Here is a 16,229-nt window from a genome sequence, read left to right on the forward strand (position 1 = left end):
TCAGCGGTAGGCGGTGACACGGGCCGCGACCGCGACCTTGCCGGCGTCTCCAAGGGCCACTGCGTCGGTGACCGCGGTGCCTCGGCCGATCCGCAGCGGAGCGGCTTCGTACCGGGAGTGCTCGCTGGCATAGAAGGGACGCAGGAAATTCACCCGTACCGAGGCGGTGCGCATCGTTGGGCCGCCGCGGCTGTTCATGGCTGCCGACGCCGCCAGCTCCAGACCCGCGGAGGCGACGCCGCCGTTGATGACCCCGATAGCGTTGTTCAGGATCGGATCGACACCTTGCGACAGCACCCGCGTACCGTCGGACGTCGGCTTGATGGTCACGGCCATCAGCTCAGCTAGCGGGGTTTGGGCGGTCCTGACCAAACCGTCGGCTGGGCCATCCAGGGTCACATCGTCCGTCGGGATGAAATACGACCGCACCGTGGCTCCGCCGATCACCACGTCGCCGCAGGTGAGCGTGCAGAACGACAATGAGCTGGAGCCTCTGGGGCCAAGTGGTCGCCCGGTTGCCGTCACCGGAACCTCCGGATCGGCCGACGCAAGGTCGCCGCCGTCGGGGCTGAGTTCCAGCGTCAACTCGCTAGACACCGTCCATTCGCCGATCTCTCGTCGGAAGTGGTTGACTAGGCCGCTGACCGCGTCGACCAAGATGGCTAGCGGTCCGATCGTCGGCAGGCCGGTGAACGGGTTGCGCATCCCGGCGATCGGCATCGACATGGCCGCGGTGGTACTGGCGACATCGGCGTCCAAAACGTCGATACCGAACCGCCGCAGCAGGGTGTCAGGTGTTTCGATATCGGGCTGGGGAGTCCCGTGGTGTTCGGGCCGAGCGCTCATCGCGCAACCGGATGCGGTCATTCCAGCAGGTCGACAACAGTCGAGAGCTCGGCACCGGTGAACAAAAACTCCTCGGCTTTTCGCAAATGGCGACTCCACAGCTCGCCGGCGCGCTCGGCCTCGCCGGCCTTGATCATGTCCACGATCATCCGGTGGGTTTTCGCTGACTTCTGCGCCGCCTGCTCGGCGCGGACGCCGGTGGTCGGCTGCAGTGACCGGTTGGCCTTCTCGATGATGTGGTGCAGCATCTCGTTGATCATCTGCAGCGTCTTGTTCTCCGAGAGCCGCGAGATAGCGGCGTGGAAGTCGGTCAGCTGGTCGACGGCTTCGGTGCCCGGCTTCAGCGCGGCTTCGGCTTCGACGATCTCCTCGAGTTTGGCGATCGCGGCGGGCTTCCGCTTGGTGGCAAGCTGCACGACCACGGGCACTTCGATGGTGACCCGAGCATCGTAGACGTCCTTTAATGTGACGCCCTCGTACTCGAGGATCAGGCCGGCGTAGCGGGCCAGCGTCTGGCGCTGTGGGCGAGTGACCCGGGCGCCGCCACGTACCCCACGCTCGACGTTGATCAGTGACTCGGACTCCAGTACCCGAAACGCTTCCCGTAGCGTGGGCCGGGACACGCCGAATCGCTCCATCAGCTCGGATTCCGGTGGCAGCATGGTGCCTTCGGCGAGTTCGCCGCGGACCATCATTCGGCGCAGCACGGTGGCCACCCGTTCGGCCATCTTTGGTTCCCGAAGGCTATTGACCTCCACGTTGCCGCTCCCTCCGCTGGCGAATACGCCCCAAATACCATTCATTTAACTGTCTTACAGATTAACTGACGCGTGGGTAGCGACCCGCCACGAGTGAGCAACATCATCGTCAGTACCCCATGGCTCGGCCCACCAGGTCCTTCATGATTTCCGTGGTGCCGGCGTACAACCGCTGCACCCGCGAGTCGCGCCACAGCCGGGCCACCTCGTACTCGTTGATATAGCCGTAACCGCCGTGCATCTGCAGGCATCGGTCGACGATCTCCCACTGGATCTCCGAGGACCACCATTTCAACCCGGCGGCATCCTCGTCGGTGAGCGTGCCGTCATTGGCCGCCAGCACGCACTGGTCCAGGTAGGTCTGGGCAACGTCGAGCTTGGTCTGCATCTCGGCGATGAAGTGCCGGTTGACCTGGAACCTGCCGATCGGCTGACCGAAGGCGGTGCGTTCATGCGCGTAGGCCTTGGTCAATTCGAGCGCCCTGCGCGCCGCCGGGACCGCGTAGCAGGCTACCCCCAACCGTTCGGTGGCCAGGTGTGAGACCAGATGGTAGAAGCCGCGATTGAGCTCGCCGACGAGGTTTTCCTTTGGTACCCGAACGTTGTCGAAGAACAATTCTGCGGTGTCGGCGGAGTGCTGACCGATCTTGTCGAGCTTGCGGCCACGGGTGAAGCCGGGCATGCCTTCTTCGATCATCAGCAGGCTGATTCCTCTGTGCCCCGCCGCGGGATCGGTCTTGACAGCGGTCAGCACCAGCGTGGACAGCAGACCGTTGCTGATGAACGTCTTCTGACCGTTGACCACCCAATGGTCTCCTTCGTCGCGGGCGGTGGTCTTGATGCCTGCCAGGTCTGAGCCGGCGGCGGCTCAGACATCGCGATCGAGCCGATGTGCTCGCCGGCAATGAATTTGGGCAGCCAACGGTGCTTCTGTTCCTCAGTGGTCAGGTCGTTGAGGTAGGGCACCAGGATGTCGTTGGCCACGCCGAAACCAAGGCCGACTGAGCCGGTGGCGAAGAACTCCTCGGCCATAATCTGGTTGAACCGGTAGTCGGTGACGCCGAGGCCGCCGTATTTCTCGGGCAGCGCCCACCCAATCAACCCGTGCTCGCCCGCGGCGCGCCAGGCTTGGCGGCTGACCTTGCCATCGCGTTCCCACTTCTCGGCATACGGCGCACATTCGCGCTCGAAGTATTCCCGCGCGGTTGCCCGAAAGTCCTCGTGGACCTGTTCAAAAATGTTGCGGCGCAACGACGATCCTCCAGTCTGGTCTGGTCAGCCCCAGTCGATGATCGCGGGTAGCCAACGACCAGGGGAGTAGGTCTCGAAAAGCCGGTCGGCTAGCAGTGCCTCAAGCTGTTGGTAGGACCCGCATAGTGCATCGATCTGAAAGCCGCGGGTCACGTACCGGTGCAGTTCATGCTCGGCGGTCAGCCCGATGGCGCCGCACACCTGAAGCGCGGCGTCGGCCACCTCTCGGTGCGCCCGTCCGGCCGCCGCCTTGGCGGTCTGTGCCGACATCCGCCCGCCATAGCGCCAGGTCTCACCCAGCAGCGCCCGGGCGCCCGCCAGGGTGGCCGCGGCATCGGCCAGCGCATGTCGGGGCGACTGGAAGGAGCCAATCGGCATTCCGAACTGGACGCGGGCGCTGATGTGGTCCACCGCGAGCCGCAACGCCCGGTCGGCCACCGCGACCAGCTCAGTGGCCAGTGCACGGTGCGCCGCCGAGATTGCCCGATTCCATTCGGTGGATGCCTCGATCAGCTCGCCGTCGAGCGCACCTGACACGTGCCACCAGCACACCGAGCCGTCGAACGTGTCCAGCCGGCTAGCGGTCAGCCGGTCGGCGTCGACGACGCCTACCGATACCGTGCCCATAGCACCTGATACCGGCACCACCATGCGGCCCCGTGGACATCCCACGACAATGCCGGCCACCTGGCCCTCGGCCGAGCTGGGAGTGCAGCTATCGGCGAGGTTGGGCAGCACGATTCCGTCGGCCGGTTCGTTAAGCAGCGCGGTCAGTTCGGCCAGCATGACTCGATCCAGACAGTCGGTGTGGGCTAGTGAGCGGCCCTGCGCACGAAACAACAGCTCACACGACTCAACAGGGTATTCGGCCTCGATGTCCGACCAGCCCAGCTCAGCCAGGCGCGGCCCGACGGCGACGTGGTCCGATTTGGTGGCCAGCTCTTCGAAGAGCCGGAACACCGCTTCCTCGATCATCGGCCAGGATTCGTCGACGCTCACCGCTTCTCCTTCGGCAGGCCCAGGATGTGGTCGGCGATGATGCCGCGCTGGATTTCCGCAGTACCGCCCATGATGGTCGCCGCGCGGGAATACCACCATTCGGCCCGCGCTGTGTCGAGTTCGTCGCGGCTCGGCGAAACTTGCCCTTCTCGCGTGCCGGCGATCAGCCATTCCCGCTGCACATCAAGGATGAGGTCGTTGACCGCCTTTTCGGCCTTGCTGAACAGCAGCTTGTCCACACTGCTGGCAGGCCCGACGGTGTCGCCGCGCGCGAGGGCGCGGACAGTGGTCGCGGTGCGCGCCTGTGCTGCCACCACGTCGATGTATACCCGAGCGAAGCGTTCGCGGGCGCTGGCCGAAGCGCCGCGGGTGGCCATGTCGGCGCGCAACCTGCCCAGCTCGGTCAGCACCTTGTTAAGCACCGCGTAGCCATACATGCCGCGTTCGAACTGCATCAGGTGCATCGTCACGGCCCAGCCGCCGTCGACGTCCCCGATTAGCCGTTCGCGGGGCACCCGCACGTCATCGAAGAAGACCTCCGCCAGCTCACGCCGCCCGCTCGCCAACGCGATGGGACGGACGGTGACCCCCGGACTGTCCGCATCGACCATGAACATTGTCAGGCCGCGGTGGCGGCTCTCCGGTGCACCGGTGCGGGCGAGCACCAGCAGCCTGGTAGCCGTCGGCCCCTGGCTGGTCCAGATCTTCTGGCCGCTGATCACATACTTTCCCGAGCCGTCGGCGACCGCGCGGGTCCGCAGCGACGCCAGGTCACTGCCCGACTCGGGTTCGGAGAACCCCTGGGCCCACCACTCCGAACCGCTCAGATACGCCGGCAGGTGCTGTTCGGCCAACTGGGGCGCAAACTTGAGCACCGCCGGGCCCAGCACCTCCAGCGACCACTGCTGTGCGGGAATGGGCAGCATCGCATTGCCCAGTTCCTCGTAGTAGACGGCCCGGTGAATCTCGTTGCCGCCCAACCCTCCGGCCTGCTCGGGCCAGCCGAACCGGTTCCAGCCGACGTCATGGAGTAGAGCCATCACCCGGGCGTCGTGGGCGAGGCCGTCTTCGGTGCTGCTGAAAAAAGCCTCTCGCCAATCATCCGCCCAATCTAGACCGGCTAGATAGCGTCGGAAGTCTTGCCGATACAGCGCGACATCCGCGACGTAGTCACGCCGGCGCTCGGCCACCGCTGTCGACAAGGTAACCTCCGCATAATCCGATAAACAATTAGCTATAAGCAGTAGACTAGACCACATCCCGTATCCGCAAGCGAGAGGTTGGGCCAATGTCGGTTTCACCGGTCGCCGCCACCACTGACCGATTCAACCCGGAAACGCGCCTCTACATCGACGGTCGACTGCGTGACTCATCGACCGGCAAGACCGCCGACAACATCAACCCGGCCACTGAAGAAGTGCTCGGTGTGTGTACCGACGCCAGCTCCGATGACATGGAGGAGGCGATCGCCGCCGCGCGCCGGGCATTCGACACGACCGACTGGTCGACCAACCGCGAGTTCCGTCAACACTGTCTTCGGCAACTGCATAACGCGCTGCAGGAGGAGAAAGAGGACATGCGCGCCGAGCTGGTCGCGGAGGCCGGCGCCCCTGTCAGCTCCACCTACATCGCGCAGTTGGACTGGCCGCTGGCCGACGCGGTGCGCTGGCCCGCGGAGTTCATCACGCAATTCCAATGGGAGCGAATGCTCGATCAGGACGCCAAGATGGGCGTGCCCTACAACCGAGTGGTCGTCAAGGAACCGATGGGGGTGGTTGGGGCCATCACCCCGTGGAATTTCCCGTTCGAAATCATCAGCAACAAGATGGGTCAGATTCTGGCGACCGGGAACACGATGGTCCTCAAGCCGGCGATCGAAACACCGTGGAGCGCGCTGCGCTGGGGACGAATCATCGCCGAGAAGACCGACATTCCCGCGGGCGTGGTGAACATCGTGCCTGCCTCCGACAACGACATCGCCCAGCGGCTCGTTACCGACCCCCGCATCGACATGATCTCCTTCACCGGATCAACGGCCGTGGGCCGGCTGATCCAGCGACTGTCGGGCGACACCATGAAGCGCACTCTGCTTGAGCTGGGCGGCAAGTCGGCCTACATCGTGCTCGACGATGCCGACATGTCGGTTGCGCTGCCCGGCTGCATGGGCGCGTTGATCCACTCTGGGCAGGGTTGTGCGCTTGCCACCCGCATGTTGGTGCCCCGCCAGCTCTACGACCAGGCCGTCGAGGTGGCGACCGCGACATTCGCCGCAGTCGGGTGCGGGGATCCGGCCGATCCGGCCAACTTCTGTGGCCCGCTGGTGTCGGCCAGGCAACGCGACCGGGTGATGGACTACATCGCGGTCGGCAAACAGCAGGGCGGGCGGGTCACGGTCGGTGGCGGCGCGCCGCAGGGCTGCGAACGCGGGTATTTCGTCGCACCAACGATTTTCGCTGATGTTACGCCGGACATGAAGATCTTCCAGGAGGAAATCTTCGGCCCGGTGCTCACCATTACTCCCTACGACGGCGGGGACGACGGCGCGGTGGCGCTAGCCAACAACTCGATGTACGGGCTGGCCGGGACAGTGATGGGCTCCAATGAGCGCGCGATGGCCGTGGCCCGCCGCATCCGAACCGGGTCGGTGAACGTCAACAGCGGCTTGTTCTACGGCGCCGACGCGCCGTTCGGTGGCTACAAGATGAGCGGTATCGGCCGGCAGAACGGCCTGGAGGGCTTTGAACAGCATCTGCAAACCAAGGTCATCGGCTATCCGCTGGCCTGACAAGTGAAGGAACCATGAACGACATCCTCAGTGGTATCCGGGTAATCGAACTCGCCTCCTGGTCTTTCGTCCCCTCGGCCGGCGCCGTACTGGCCGACTGGGGCGCGGACGTCATCAAGATCGAGCATCCGGAGACCGGTGACCCGCAGCGGGGCCTAATCAGCTCGGGCATTGTTGCAGGCGCCAGCGGCGTCAACCATTTCATCGAGCAACCCAACCGAGGCAAACGCAGCATCGGGCTCGACATTTCGAGCCCGCAGGGTCACGAGCTACTCATGAAGCTAGTCGAGACCGCCGATGTTTTCCTCACCAACCTGCTGCCGGATTCCCGGCGGCGGATGGGGGTCGACGTCGAGCAGCTGCGGGCGCGCAACCCCAAGATCATCTACGCCCGCGGCCACGGATACGGCACCAAAGGAGAATTGGCCGATCACGGCGGCTTCGACCTCGCTGCGTACTGGGCGCGCGGCGGAATCGGTCACGCGTACGCGCTCGGCGACGGGTCCTATCCACCTATCCAGCGGCCCGCATTCGGTGACGTGTACGGCGGGCTGGCGATCGCCGCGGGCATCGCGGGAGCGCTGGTCAAGCGGGAACGCAGCGGCGAACCGTCGGTCGTTGACGTATCCCTGTTGGGTGCAGCGATCTGGCAACTCGGGCCCGATATCGTCGGTGCGGGTGTCACCGGGGCGGACATCCCAAAATTCCAGCTGGAGGACATGCCCAACCCGGTAGCTAGCATCTACAAGACCCGAGACGGCCGGTTCATCGCATTCGTGCTGTTACAGGCCGACCGGTTCTGGGCGGACTTTTGCAAGCGCATCAACCGGCCGGACTTGATCGACGACGAGCGCTACGCCAACGCGGCGGTGCGCTTCGCGAATCGTGCTGACTGTATCGCCGAGCTTCGCAGGACCTTCGAGTCCGAAGATCTCGCCCACTGGGAGAAGGCGTTCGCCGGGTTCGACGGCGTCTGGGACGTGATGCGCACGGCCCACGAAGTGCACACCGACCCGCAGGCGTTGGCCAACGGTTACCTGCCGCGGACCATCGACGCGAACAACAACGAGTTCGCCTTGGCCGCAAGCCCGGTGCAGTTCGACGATACGCCGCTGGAGTTAGGTCGTGCGCCGGGGCACGGCGAGCACACCGATGCTGTGCTGGCCGAACTGGGCTACAGCGAAGACGAGATCATCGACCTCAAGGTGAAGTCGGTGGTGTTGTAACCGTGCCGGTCTCCGAGCATCTGGCGCGGCGCTTCCTGCACGTCAACCTCAACTGCGAATCGCTGAGTATTACCGAGAGGCTTTATGCGCAGCAGCTCGGGCTGTCCGCGCGGATGCGTACCGATCCCGCAGTGGCCACGGATGGCAGCATCTTGGGGCTGGATGGCGAAACATACTGTGCTACATCGTTTCTCTATGATGATAGGGGCGGGCGTGCTAGTTGCGCATTGGAGGTCATCGAGTATAGCAGTCCGCCATTGGAGCCCGATCCGAGCAGCGACCCGACGCGCCCCGGCATCCGGTCGACGTTGATGACCGTCGCCGACTTGGCGGGTACGGCAGCAATATTGCGGAACGCGGGTGGCATCGTCGGTGACCCGATTGAGGGGTTGATATCAGGCGCCAAGTCAGTGTTGGTGCTGGACCACGACGGTGCCGTGATCGAACTGGCCGACAGGTCTGCCGGTGTCGGGCCGGGGCGAGCAACGTTCGACGGGATCCGCATCGCGGCCATTGATGCATCTGCGACCGCGGGCTTTCTGACCGCCATCGGTTTCGCCGAGCTGCAGCCGCTGACTCGCACGAAGGTTTCAGCCGAGCAGCTCGCTCCCGGTGGGTCCACCGGCCTGGTTGACTGTATGGTGGCCCGCTTCGGCTTACCCGAGGATGGCGAGCAGTTTAGCCTCACCGTGGTGCAGCATCCCGACACCGCTCGCCACGATCCGGTGCCTTGGGGCGGTAACCGCCAGGGCCTCTACCGCTGTGCGCTGCGAGTCGAGAACCTTGAGAAAGCGCTATCACTGCTGCCGAATTCCGTTGAGCGACAGGGTGAGCCGGTGTGGTGCCAGTTGCCGGGCACCAAGATCGACGGGCTCTACATCGCCTTCCTGCGCTCACCCGACGGCGTGGTGTTCGAGTTCGTCGAACGGCCGATGAAGCACTTCAATCGCTAGCTGGCAAGGGAAGGGGTTCGTTGTGGATTTGGGCATTAAGGGCAGGGTGGCTCTGGTTGTCGGTGGCAGCAAGGGCATCGGATTCGAGGCCGCGAAGATGCTCGCGGACGAGGGGTGTCCGGTGGCGATTGTCGCGCGGAAGCGCGCCGATATCGATGCTGCAGTCGAGGATGTTCAGCACCGCGGAGGTGAGGCGATGGGCATCCCGGCCGATATCACCCGGCGCGCCGACGTCGATGACGCTGTCCGGCAGGTTCGCGACAACTTCGGACCTCCGCTGATTGTCATCGGGCAGACTAAGTACCTGCGGACGGGGGATTTTGCCGATATCACCGACCCTCAGCCATACCGCGAGTCTTTCGAGGCCTACACGATCAGCCAGTTCCATCTGTTGCACGCCGTGCTGCCCGGAATGGTGGATGCGGGATGGGGCCGATATGTGCATATCGGGTCGGCGACGGCCAAAGAACCCACCGGAAGCATTCATCACGTGGTCGCCAACGCCACCCGTCCGTCGACCATCGGCCTCCTCAAGACGGTCGCCGACGAGTACTCGCGCTACGGGATCAGCGTCAACACGGTAGCGCCTGGGTGGATCGAGACCGACAACGCGATCGATTACGTCAAGAACCACGTGGGACTGCATACCGACGAGCAGCGGCGCGAATTCATGCTTAACGACGCCCGAGTACCCGCTGGGCGGATGGGCAAGCCGGCGGAGATCGCATCGCTGGTCGTTTATCTGTGTTCTGAGCACGCCGGATATATGACCGGGAACTGGATCGAGGTTGACGGCGGCCTGCACCGGTCAGCCTTCTGAGGAAGTCAGTGGCCGCCCCGCACGCCAGCAGGTCGTGCACGTGCAGGAAAGAGCACTAACCACAAACAAGTTGCGAGGGGTCGGAATGGATTTGGGTCTTGCTGGTGCGACTGTCTGCGTCCAAGGCGGCACCAAGGGCATGGGCCGTGCCGCGGCCGAGTGCTTCGCGGCGGAGGGTGCTCGGGTTGTCGTGATGGCGCGTGAGCAGCGTGCCCTGGATGAGACAGTCCAACGACTCATTGAGTTGGGCAGCCCTGAATCGTTCGGCGTTTCGGTCGATGTGGCTAACGCCAGTGCTGTCGAGGCCGGTTTCGCGAAACTGGCTCAACGCTGGGGCCAACTGAACGCCCTAGTGTGCGCTGCGGGACCAGCGGTTTCGCAGCTTGGCTGGGAACACGTTTCCGATGAGCAGTTCATTGATGCCTACGTGGTCGGCGCATTAGCAGTGGTACGCTGTGCGCGTTGTGCGCTGCCGCTGCTGCGGGCAGCCGGTTGGGCGCGCATCGTTAACGTGTCGGCGATGTCGGCACGTAGCCAGGGATACGGTCTTATCGAATACACGGCCGCCAAGGCCGCATTGAACAGCATCACAAAGAATATGTCGCTTGAACTTGCGCCCGAAGGCATACTGTGTAACACGGTTTCGCCTGGCACTTTCATCACCGACCAGATGCGCCGCCATATCGCTACCCTGCCACCTGAGCAGGGCGTGCGCGCTGACGATCCCGATTCGGTGATGAGCTATATCTCTAGCTCCTTCGGTATCCGCGCCGATCTCGGCCGCGCCGGCATGCCCGACGAAATAGGTCCTGTGATCTGTTTTCTCGCGTCCCGGCGCAACACTTACACGACTGGTGCGAACATCAACGTTGACGGCGGCTCGGCCTTCTACGCGTAGCTACGTGATCGCACGACAACAACAAATCTTTACCCAAGGGAATTGGCGAGGCACCGTGACCGACGAAGCGTACCGTGACATCCGGACGGTACCGCCCGAGCAACACTGGAAACAATTCGAAAAGTCTTGGCGTGCCTTGAAAATCTACACCTACCTGGGCAAGACAACACCCTTCCTGGACGCCGGTGTCGAGAAGGAGACGATGCCACTGCGCCACGACATGCGCAACCCCAGCGGCGGCATCATGGCGGCCCCGTTGACCATTTTGTCGCCCGAGCCCTACTGGCGAGACGACGAATGCGTTCCGGCGCCGGTGACGATGACCTACGATATTCTCGACCCTGCCTACGACGTCGGACGCCTTGAGGTGCTTCGCGAGGTCATCAGCGTGGGCCGGCGCATGGGATTCAGCAGGGCCCGTGTCGTCGACGCCGCCGATCACACGCGGGTGATCGCTATCTCGACAGGCAGTGGGGTGAGCCTGGGTGACGTACCGCCCGGGTTCTGTCCGGTCGCCAACCCGGTCGCTGGCATCACGGATTCGCCGAATCTTCCTCCGCTGCGCGATGTTTTCGGGATTGCCCGGTGCGACGACGGCGCGGTCCAGATCGACAAGGTGACTCCGATGATTGCCTCGCCGCACTTGGCGCTGCATCAAGGAGCGATAAACATCGCCTTGGAGGCGGCGATGACCGATGAGTTCGAGCGGGTTTTGCAGACTGCCGATCTGCAGGTCGATCACTACACGGTGATGTTCGTACGACCCGGTTACGTAGGCCCGTTTGTGGCCACCGCCACGCTGGTCGGTGCGCAGGGGCCGAGGATCGGGGTGGAGGCAACGCTGGTCGACGAAGGCTGCGGCGGCCGCGTTGTCGCCACCGCCTCGGCAGGATTCCACAGTCTCGGGCCATAGCCACGGGTCATCGGGGGGCGGGCCCAGCGAAGCTCCACTGTAAGTTGCAGAACCTCGCTCAGGTAGCTGGTAGAGCTGGTAGTGGGCCGGCCAAACCCCTTGGCGATGTGCCGTATAGCCAGCTCACCGCCTGGCCGATCTCGTAGAACTGCAGGCTCGTACCGGCTTTGGCGTGGTACTGATGCGGGGCTTCGGTAAAGCCTTCGATCCGGATCAGCTTGTGGCCGTCGATCCTTAAGATCTGTCCGGTAAGCCACGAAGATTCCGGTGACTGCAGCCACGCGACGACGGCAGAGCTGCGGGTTGGGTCCAATGCGGGATCGTTGGATCGTTCACCGGCGAAGAAGTCTTGGCTGATCCGGGTGACTGCCAGCGGTGAAATCGCGTTGACGGCAACCCCGTAGCGGCGGGTCTCCATGGCGGTGACGATGGTGAGGTTGGCGATCGCGGCCTTCGCCGCGCCGTAGGCGCTCTGCCCGACGTTGCCCCACAGTCCCGCTCCGGAGATCGTGTTGACGATGCGTGCATCGATCTGGTTGCCTGCCTTGGATTGTGCTCGCCAGTACTCACACGCATGCTTGCTTACCGCGAAGGTGCCTTTGAGATGAACGGCGATTACAGCATCCCAGTCGGCTTCGGTGGCATTGACCACCGTGGAATCCCGCACGATGCCTGCGTTGTTGACCACGCCGGTGAGGGTGCCGAACGTGTCTACAGCCGTGCTCACCATATCGGCGGCGTCGGCCCACACCGACACCGATCCGGTGTGGGCCACCGCTTTGCCTCCGGCTGCTTCGACTTCGGCAACGACTGCGGCCGCCGCTCCGGCGTCGCCGCCGCTGCCGTCGCGACCCACACCTGGGTCGTTGACGACGACCGCGGCGCCTTGCTCGGCAAGCGCAAGGCAGTGCGCGCGGCCGATACCGCGGCCACCGCCCGTGACCAGGACGACTCGATCGCTCAGCGGACCTTCAGGCATCGGTGGCTTGCCCCCAATCGCTGAACAATTCGGTGATGAGTCTGCGACGCTGCTGCCAATCCGCACCTCGCAGATCGGCACAACCAGATTCGGTGACGATCAGGTCGACATCGTAGGCGGGTGTCGATGCGGGCCGACTCAGCGCTTGCACCAGCGGCGAACGCCCCTCGTTGCTGGAGGGAACCGCGATGATGGACAGCCCGCCGCGGCTGCGGGACGCCGCAGCGCAGTAGTCGGGGTGCCCACCTATGCCCCCGAACACGTTGTCGCCGATGCCTTCAACGTTGATCTGCCCGACGGGGTCGATCTCGATCGCGGTGTTAACTGCGACGAAAGGGTCACCGTTCGATAGCCGGGTGATGTCGTGGGTGTGTTCGATACCTCGCAGGATCGGCTTGCCGTCGGCCCAGTCGTAGAGGGTTTGGCTGCCTAGCAGATAGCTGGCCGACGGTGTCGCGGCCAGCAGACCACGTTTGTCCAGGTCGACCACGGCATCGGTGAGAAGGCCCGTGTCGATGCGCAGCGGTACCGTCGTCCGCGACAGCAGCGCGGTACCCAGTTGGCCGGGCCCGTACTGTAGCCGCGCCCCCGCGGGAACAAAGCGAAGTACCGCTTCGGCCAGCGCTTCGTAGACGGGTTCGGGTCCCTTGTACGGCATGCGGAGTGGTCCGTCGCACGTGCGGCCGGCGAGGGTGACCTGATCCGGATTGACCGGGGCTTCGGCGCTGGCGGTGGGGGCGGTGGTGTCGAGAATCGCCAGCACCGGCACACCGGATTCCACGAGGCCACGCTGCCAGGACACCTCGGTGCCGAAATGCAGCCGTCCGCCGCGCTCGACTAGACGGGTGATCAGCACGTCTGGCCGAAGGCTGCCGGCCAACAGCGCCGGAATAGCCGACAGCGGGGTCGGAACGAAACGCGCTGGAGGACAACGCAATAGATCGCGAAGGCCCCATCCGGGCATTAATGCGATCACCTCGGCGAATGCGTCGGGGTCGATGCCGTTTTGTGGGGCCGGCAGCCAGCCCAGGACCAGCCGCACCGTGCCGATCTGACGAGCCGTGTCCGACAACACCGCGCCGACGGGCTGGCCGTCCTCGAGGGTCCGTAGCGCGCCGACACCATCGCCGAGGGCAATGGTGCCTCCAGCCGGCAGCAGCGTCCGGAGCGACTCGGAAAGCTCCGAGGTGGTCGTCAATGCGGCTCCTTCGGGAGCCCCAGCACCCGCTCACCAAGGATGTTGCGCTGGATTTCGCTGGTGCCGCCGAGGATCGTTTGGGCTCGGCCGACCAGCATCGCATGCACCAGGTCGTCATCTTCGGGGTTTACACAGGCGTCGGCGCCTAGCACGTCGGTGGCCATATCGGCGAGGTCGCGGTCGGTTTCCGAACTCATCAGCTTGAGCACGGAGAAGGCCGGTGAGGTGAGGTCTCCGTCCCTGACTGCCCGCTCCCAGGTGAAGCGCAGCAGCCAGATTCGAGCCCACAGTTTGGTGAGTGACCGGGCAACCACTGGATCGAGGTTGTCGTGGTCGCGCGCCGCCTGCACCATCCGCTCGTGCAGCTTGAACATGCCCACCGCGTTGGCGCCGATGGTCAGCCGCTCGCGTCCCAGAGTTACCAGCGCGATGCCCCAACCCTGGCCGACCTCGCCGATTAGCGCGTCATCGGCAAGTTCGACTCCGTCGAGGAAGACCTCGTTGAATTTGCTTTCGCCGTCGATTTGTGTGAGCGCGCGCACGGTGATGCCGGGGGCGTGCATCGGCACGATGAACATGCTCAGGCCGCGGTGTCGATCGGGGCCGGTGCGGGCCAGCAGGAGCCCGAAGTCAGCCGAGTTCGCCGCCGAACTCCAGACCTTCTGCCCTTTGATCCGCCAACCGGTGTCGGTCTTCTCCGCACGCGTGCGCACGCCGGCGAGATCCGAGCCGGCGCCGGGTTCGGAAAACAGCTGGGTCCAAATGTGATCACCGAGTCGGATGGGTTCGAGGTATCTCGCCTTTTGCTCAGCGGTTCCGAATTTGATGAGGACTGGGCCGACGAGATCGACACCGGCGATGGCGAGCTGGCGCGGAACCCCTGCCCGTGCGCATTCCTCGGCAAAGATCGCCTGGTAGGCCACTGACGCATCGGCGCCCCCGTATTCCACTGGCCAATGCAGGCAGACGTAGCCGTGCTCGGCTAGGTATTTGTGCCAGGACCGGCCCGGTTCGACGTCGGTTTCCGCCGGAGTCGGCCCGTAGTTACGCAGCCCGGTGGGTTTGGGAGCGCTTTCCAGGAACGCGCGAATGCGGCATCGGAGGGCCGCGTGATTCTGCGCGTCTTCCGCAGCGTCAGTCGCCACCGACACCTCGATTCCCGTCGAGATAGACGTCGTACTCACCGCGAATCGACTCCATTGCGTGCACGCGTCTTGACAGCAGCGTAATTTCCGCCTCGGCGTCTGGGCTTTCGATCAGAAGCTGATCGAGTCTCGCTCTGGTGCGGCTAATCTCCTCGATCAGTCGTTTCCTTGCCTCGTGTTTGGTCAACAGGTCTTGGTCGGCCCAGTCGTCGAAGGGTAGCTGCTCGATGCTTGTCCGATCGACCAATTCAGGCCGCCCTCGGGAAGTTGTAGAACTCGCGGGCATTGAGCTCCACCATGCGGTGCACCTCGTCGTCGGGAACGTTTTTAAACGTCTCGGCCGCGCGTTCACGGCTCTGCGGCCAATACGAGTCGGAGTGCGGGTAGTCGCATTCCCAGGTGATCCGGTCGACACCGATGGTGTGGCGCACGTCGACGCCGAAGTCGTCCTCGATGAAGCAGCCGTGGATGTGCTTCTTGAACAAGTAGCTCGGTGGGTGGTCTTGGTTGATGTTGTTGTAGAAGCGGTGCTTTCTCCACACGCTGTCGGCGCGCTCCAAAATGTAGGGCAGCCAACCGATTCCGCCCTCGGACAGGCCGATTTTCAGCTTCGGATGCCGGTATAGGGTGTGACTGAACAGCCAGTCGGTCATCGCCGTCATCGACATCGTGCCCATCAGCACGATAAACACCGCAAACGGGGCGTCCGGCGCGATCGGCGGCGGGAAGCCGCCGGAGCCGAAGTGCTGGGCCAGCACCAGGCCGGTCTCCTCCATCGCCGAAAGCACCGGATCCCAGTGATCGGAGTGCACCGACGGCAGGCCAAGCTTGTCGGGAAGGTCCGGGAAAGTCACGCACTTGGCGCCCTTTTCGGCAACCCGGTAGATCTCCTTCACGCTGGCGTCGATGTCCCAGAACGGAATCATCGCAACCGGGATGAACCGGTCGGGGGCGGTGGCTGCCCATTCGTCGAGATGAAAGTCGTTCCAGGCCTGTGAGCACAGTTTGGCCAGTTCCTTGTCCTCGCCCTCGGCGAAGACCGCGCCGGCGAACCGTGGAAACGACGGAAAGCACGTCATCGCCTGCACCCCGTCGATGTCCATGTCGGCAACCCGTGCCTTGGGGTCGTAACATCCCGGGATCATGTCGTCGTAGCGCACCGGCTCGATGCCGTACTCCTCGGGCTTTTTGCCGGCCACCGCGTTCAGCCCGATGTAGGGATAGATGCGGCCCTCGTATTCCCACACTTGGCACATTTGGCCGGTGTCGGGCCGCTCCCATTCGATGATCTTCGGCCCGGCCTCCAGGTACTTCCTGGGCAGCCGGTCGCTCCACACCTTCGGGTGCTCGATCAGATGGTCATCGACAGAGATCAGCTGCATCCAAGGCTGCAACGGCATCGGTGCCTCCTCGCTCGGCCCGTCAAACAGAAAAACATTTAGTTATTTCTGCTAAGAC

At 64.1% G+C, this 16,229-nt stretch carries 15 protein-coding genes and 1 pseudogene; 6 read left to right on the forward strand and 10 right to left on the reverse strand.

Annotated elements, in window-relative coordinates; genetic code table 11:
• From MYXE_RS03995 to MYXE_RS04015, 5 genes and pseudogenes are all read right to left on the reverse strand, one after another.
• Positions 1-846 carry a PaaI family thioesterase gene (locus tag MYXE_RS03995; protein WP_085194081.1) on the reverse strand — a complete coding sequence of 282 codons (846 nt, stop codon included), beginning with the start codon at positions 844-846 and terminating at the stop codon, positions 1-3.
• 17 nt (positions 847-863) lie between these two features.
• Positions 864-1,604: a FadR/GntR family transcriptional regulator gene (locus MYXE_RS04000; RefSeq protein WP_085194089.1), complete on the reverse strand. Its 741-nt coding sequence runs from the start codon at positions 1,602-1,604 to the stop codon at positions 864-866.
• A 109-nt stretch (positions 1,605-1,713) separates the two neighbouring features.
• Positions 1,714-2,855 (reverse strand): annotated as a pseudogene (locus MYXE_RS04005) (acyl-CoA dehydrogenase family protein).
• Between the two features lie 24 nt (positions 2,856-2,879).
• A complete protein-coding gene (locus MYXE_RS04010; protein ID WP_085194087.1) occupies positions 2,880-3,830 on the reverse strand; it encodes an acyl-CoA dehydrogenase family protein in 951 nt (316 codons plus the stop codon).
• A 20-nt stretch (positions 3,831-3,850) separates the two neighbouring features.
• Positions 3,851-5,056, reverse strand: a complete 1,206-nt coding sequence (locus MYXE_RS04015; RefSeq protein WP_415624459.1) for an acyl-CoA dehydrogenase family protein — start codon at positions 5,054-5,056, stop codon at positions 3,851-3,853.
• A gap of 86 nt (positions 5,057-5,142) precedes the next feature.
• Here MYXE_RS04015 and MYXE_RS04020 point away from each other — a divergent pair, with 86 nt between their 5' ends.
• The 6 genes from MYXE_RS04020 to MYXE_RS04045 all read left to right on the forward strand — a co-directional run bounded on the left by MYXE_RS04020 (position 5,143) and on the right by MYXE_RS04045 (position 11,449).
• The gene (locus tag MYXE_RS04020) at positions 5,143-6,639 is read left to right on the forward strand and encodes an aldehyde dehydrogenase family protein (protein ID WP_085194074.1); all 1,497 of its coding nucleotides are present in this window, start codon (positions 5,143-5,145) and stop codon (positions 6,637-6,639) included.
• A 14-nt stretch (positions 6,640-6,653) separates the two neighbouring features.
• On the forward strand, positions 6,654-7,865 hold the full coding sequence (locus tag MYXE_RS04025; protein WP_085194072.1) for a CaiB/BaiF CoA transferase family protein: 1,212 nt from the start codon (positions 6,654-6,656) through the stop codon (positions 7,863-7,865).
• Positions 7,866-7,867: 2 nt separating this feature from the next.
• Positions 7,868-8,818 carry a VOC family protein gene (locus MYXE_RS04030; RefSeq protein ID WP_085194070.1) on the forward strand — a complete coding sequence of 317 codons (951 nt, stop codon included), beginning with the start codon at positions 7,868-7,870 and terminating at the stop codon, positions 8,816-8,818.
• A gap of 22 nt (positions 8,819-8,840) precedes the next feature.
• Entirely contained in the window at positions 8,841-9,638 is a 798-nt protein-coding gene (locus tag MYXE_RS04035; protein ID WP_085194068.1) for an SDR family oxidoreductase, read from the forward strand.
• Between the two features lie 85 nt (positions 9,639-9,723).
• Positions 9,724-10,536, forward strand: coding sequence for an SDR family NAD(P)-dependent oxidoreductase (locus tag MYXE_RS04040; RefSeq protein ID WP_085194066.1), 813 nt, complete (start codon positions 9,724-9,726; stop codon positions 10,534-10,536).
• A gap of 55 nt (positions 10,537-10,591) precedes the next feature.
• A complete protein-coding gene (locus tag MYXE_RS04045; protein WP_085194064.1) occupies positions 10,592-11,449 on the forward strand; it encodes a hotdog family protein in 858 nt (285 codons plus the stop codon).
• Between the two features lie 58 nt (positions 11,450-11,507).
• On the opposite strand, the gene MYXE_RS04050 is transcribed toward MYXE_RS04045, so the two are convergent.
• From MYXE_RS04050 to MYXE_RS04070, 5 genes are read right to left on the reverse strand one after another with little or no spacing between them, the layout of a single operon-like run.
• Positions 11,508-12,428 carry an SDR family NAD(P)-dependent oxidoreductase gene (locus MYXE_RS04050; RefSeq protein ID WP_172468549.1) on the reverse strand — a complete coding sequence of 307 codons (921 nt, stop codon included), beginning with the start codon at positions 12,426-12,428 and terminating at the stop codon, positions 11,508-11,510.
• The gene (locus tag MYXE_RS04055; protein WP_085194062.1) at positions 12,421-13,626 is read right to left on the reverse strand and encodes an acetyl-CoA hydrolase/transferase C-terminal domain-containing protein; all 1,206 of its coding nucleotides are present in this window, start codon (positions 13,624-13,626) and stop codon (positions 12,421-12,423) included. Before MYXE_RS04055 ends, MYXE_RS04050 begins: the two co-directional genes overlap by 8 nt.
• Positions 13,623-14,777, reverse strand: coding sequence for an acyl-CoA dehydrogenase family protein (locus MYXE_RS04060; RefSeq protein WP_085194060.1), 1,155 nt, complete (start codon positions 14,775-14,777; stop codon positions 13,623-13,625). Before MYXE_RS04060 ends, MYXE_RS04055 begins: the two co-directional genes overlap by 4 nt.
• A complete protein-coding gene (locus tag MYXE_RS04065; RefSeq protein WP_232061723.1) occupies positions 14,761-15,018 on the reverse strand; it encodes a hypothetical protein in 258 nt (85 codons plus the stop codon). The genes MYXE_RS04060 and MYXE_RS04065 overlap by 17 nt, the downstream gene beginning before the upstream one ends.
• 1 nt (position 15,019) lies before the next feature.
• Positions 15,020-16,171, reverse strand: coding sequence for an amidohydrolase family protein (locus tag MYXE_RS04070; protein ID WP_112649985.1), 1,152 nt, complete (start codon positions 16,169-16,171; stop codon positions 15,020-15,022).
• Positions 16,172-16,229 lie beyond the last annotated feature (58 nt).

This window comes from Mycobacterium xenopi, assembly GCF_009936235.1.
Taxonomy (GTDB): Bacteria; Actinomycetota; Actinomycetes; order Mycobacteriales; family Mycobacteriaceae; genus Mycobacterium; species Mycobacterium xenopi.

Bases quoted from the DNA above. Each gene is read 5' to 3' on its own strand.
- MYXE_RS03995 (WP_085194081.1), bottom strand. From the start codon at position 846: ATGAGCGCTCGGCCCGAACACCACGGGACTCCCCAGCCCGATATCGAA.
- MYXE_RS04010 (WP_085194087.1), bottom strand. From the start codon at position 3,830: ATGATCGAGGAAGCGGTGTTCCGGCTCTTCGAAGAGCTGGCCACCAAA.
- MYXE_RS04020 (WP_085194074.1), top strand. From the start codon at position 5,143: ATGTCGGTTTCACCGGTCGCCGCCACCACTGACCGATTCAACCCGGAA.
- MYXE_RS04025 (WP_085194072.1), top strand. From the start codon at position 6,654: ATGAACGACATCCTCAGTGGTATCCGGGTAATCGAACTCGCCTCCTGG.
- MYXE_RS04040 (WP_085194066.1), top strand. From the start codon at position 9,724: ATGGATTTGGGTCTTGCTGGTGCGACTGTCTGCGTCCAAGGCGGCACC.
- MYXE_RS04050 (WP_172468549.1), bottom strand. From the start codon at position 12,428: ATGCCTGAAGGTCCGCTGAGCGATCGAGTCGTCCTGGTCACGGGCGGT.
- MYXE_RS04070 (WP_112649985.1), bottom strand. From the start codon at position 16,171: ATGCCGTTGCAGCCTTGGATGCAGCTGATCTCTGTCGATGACCATCTG.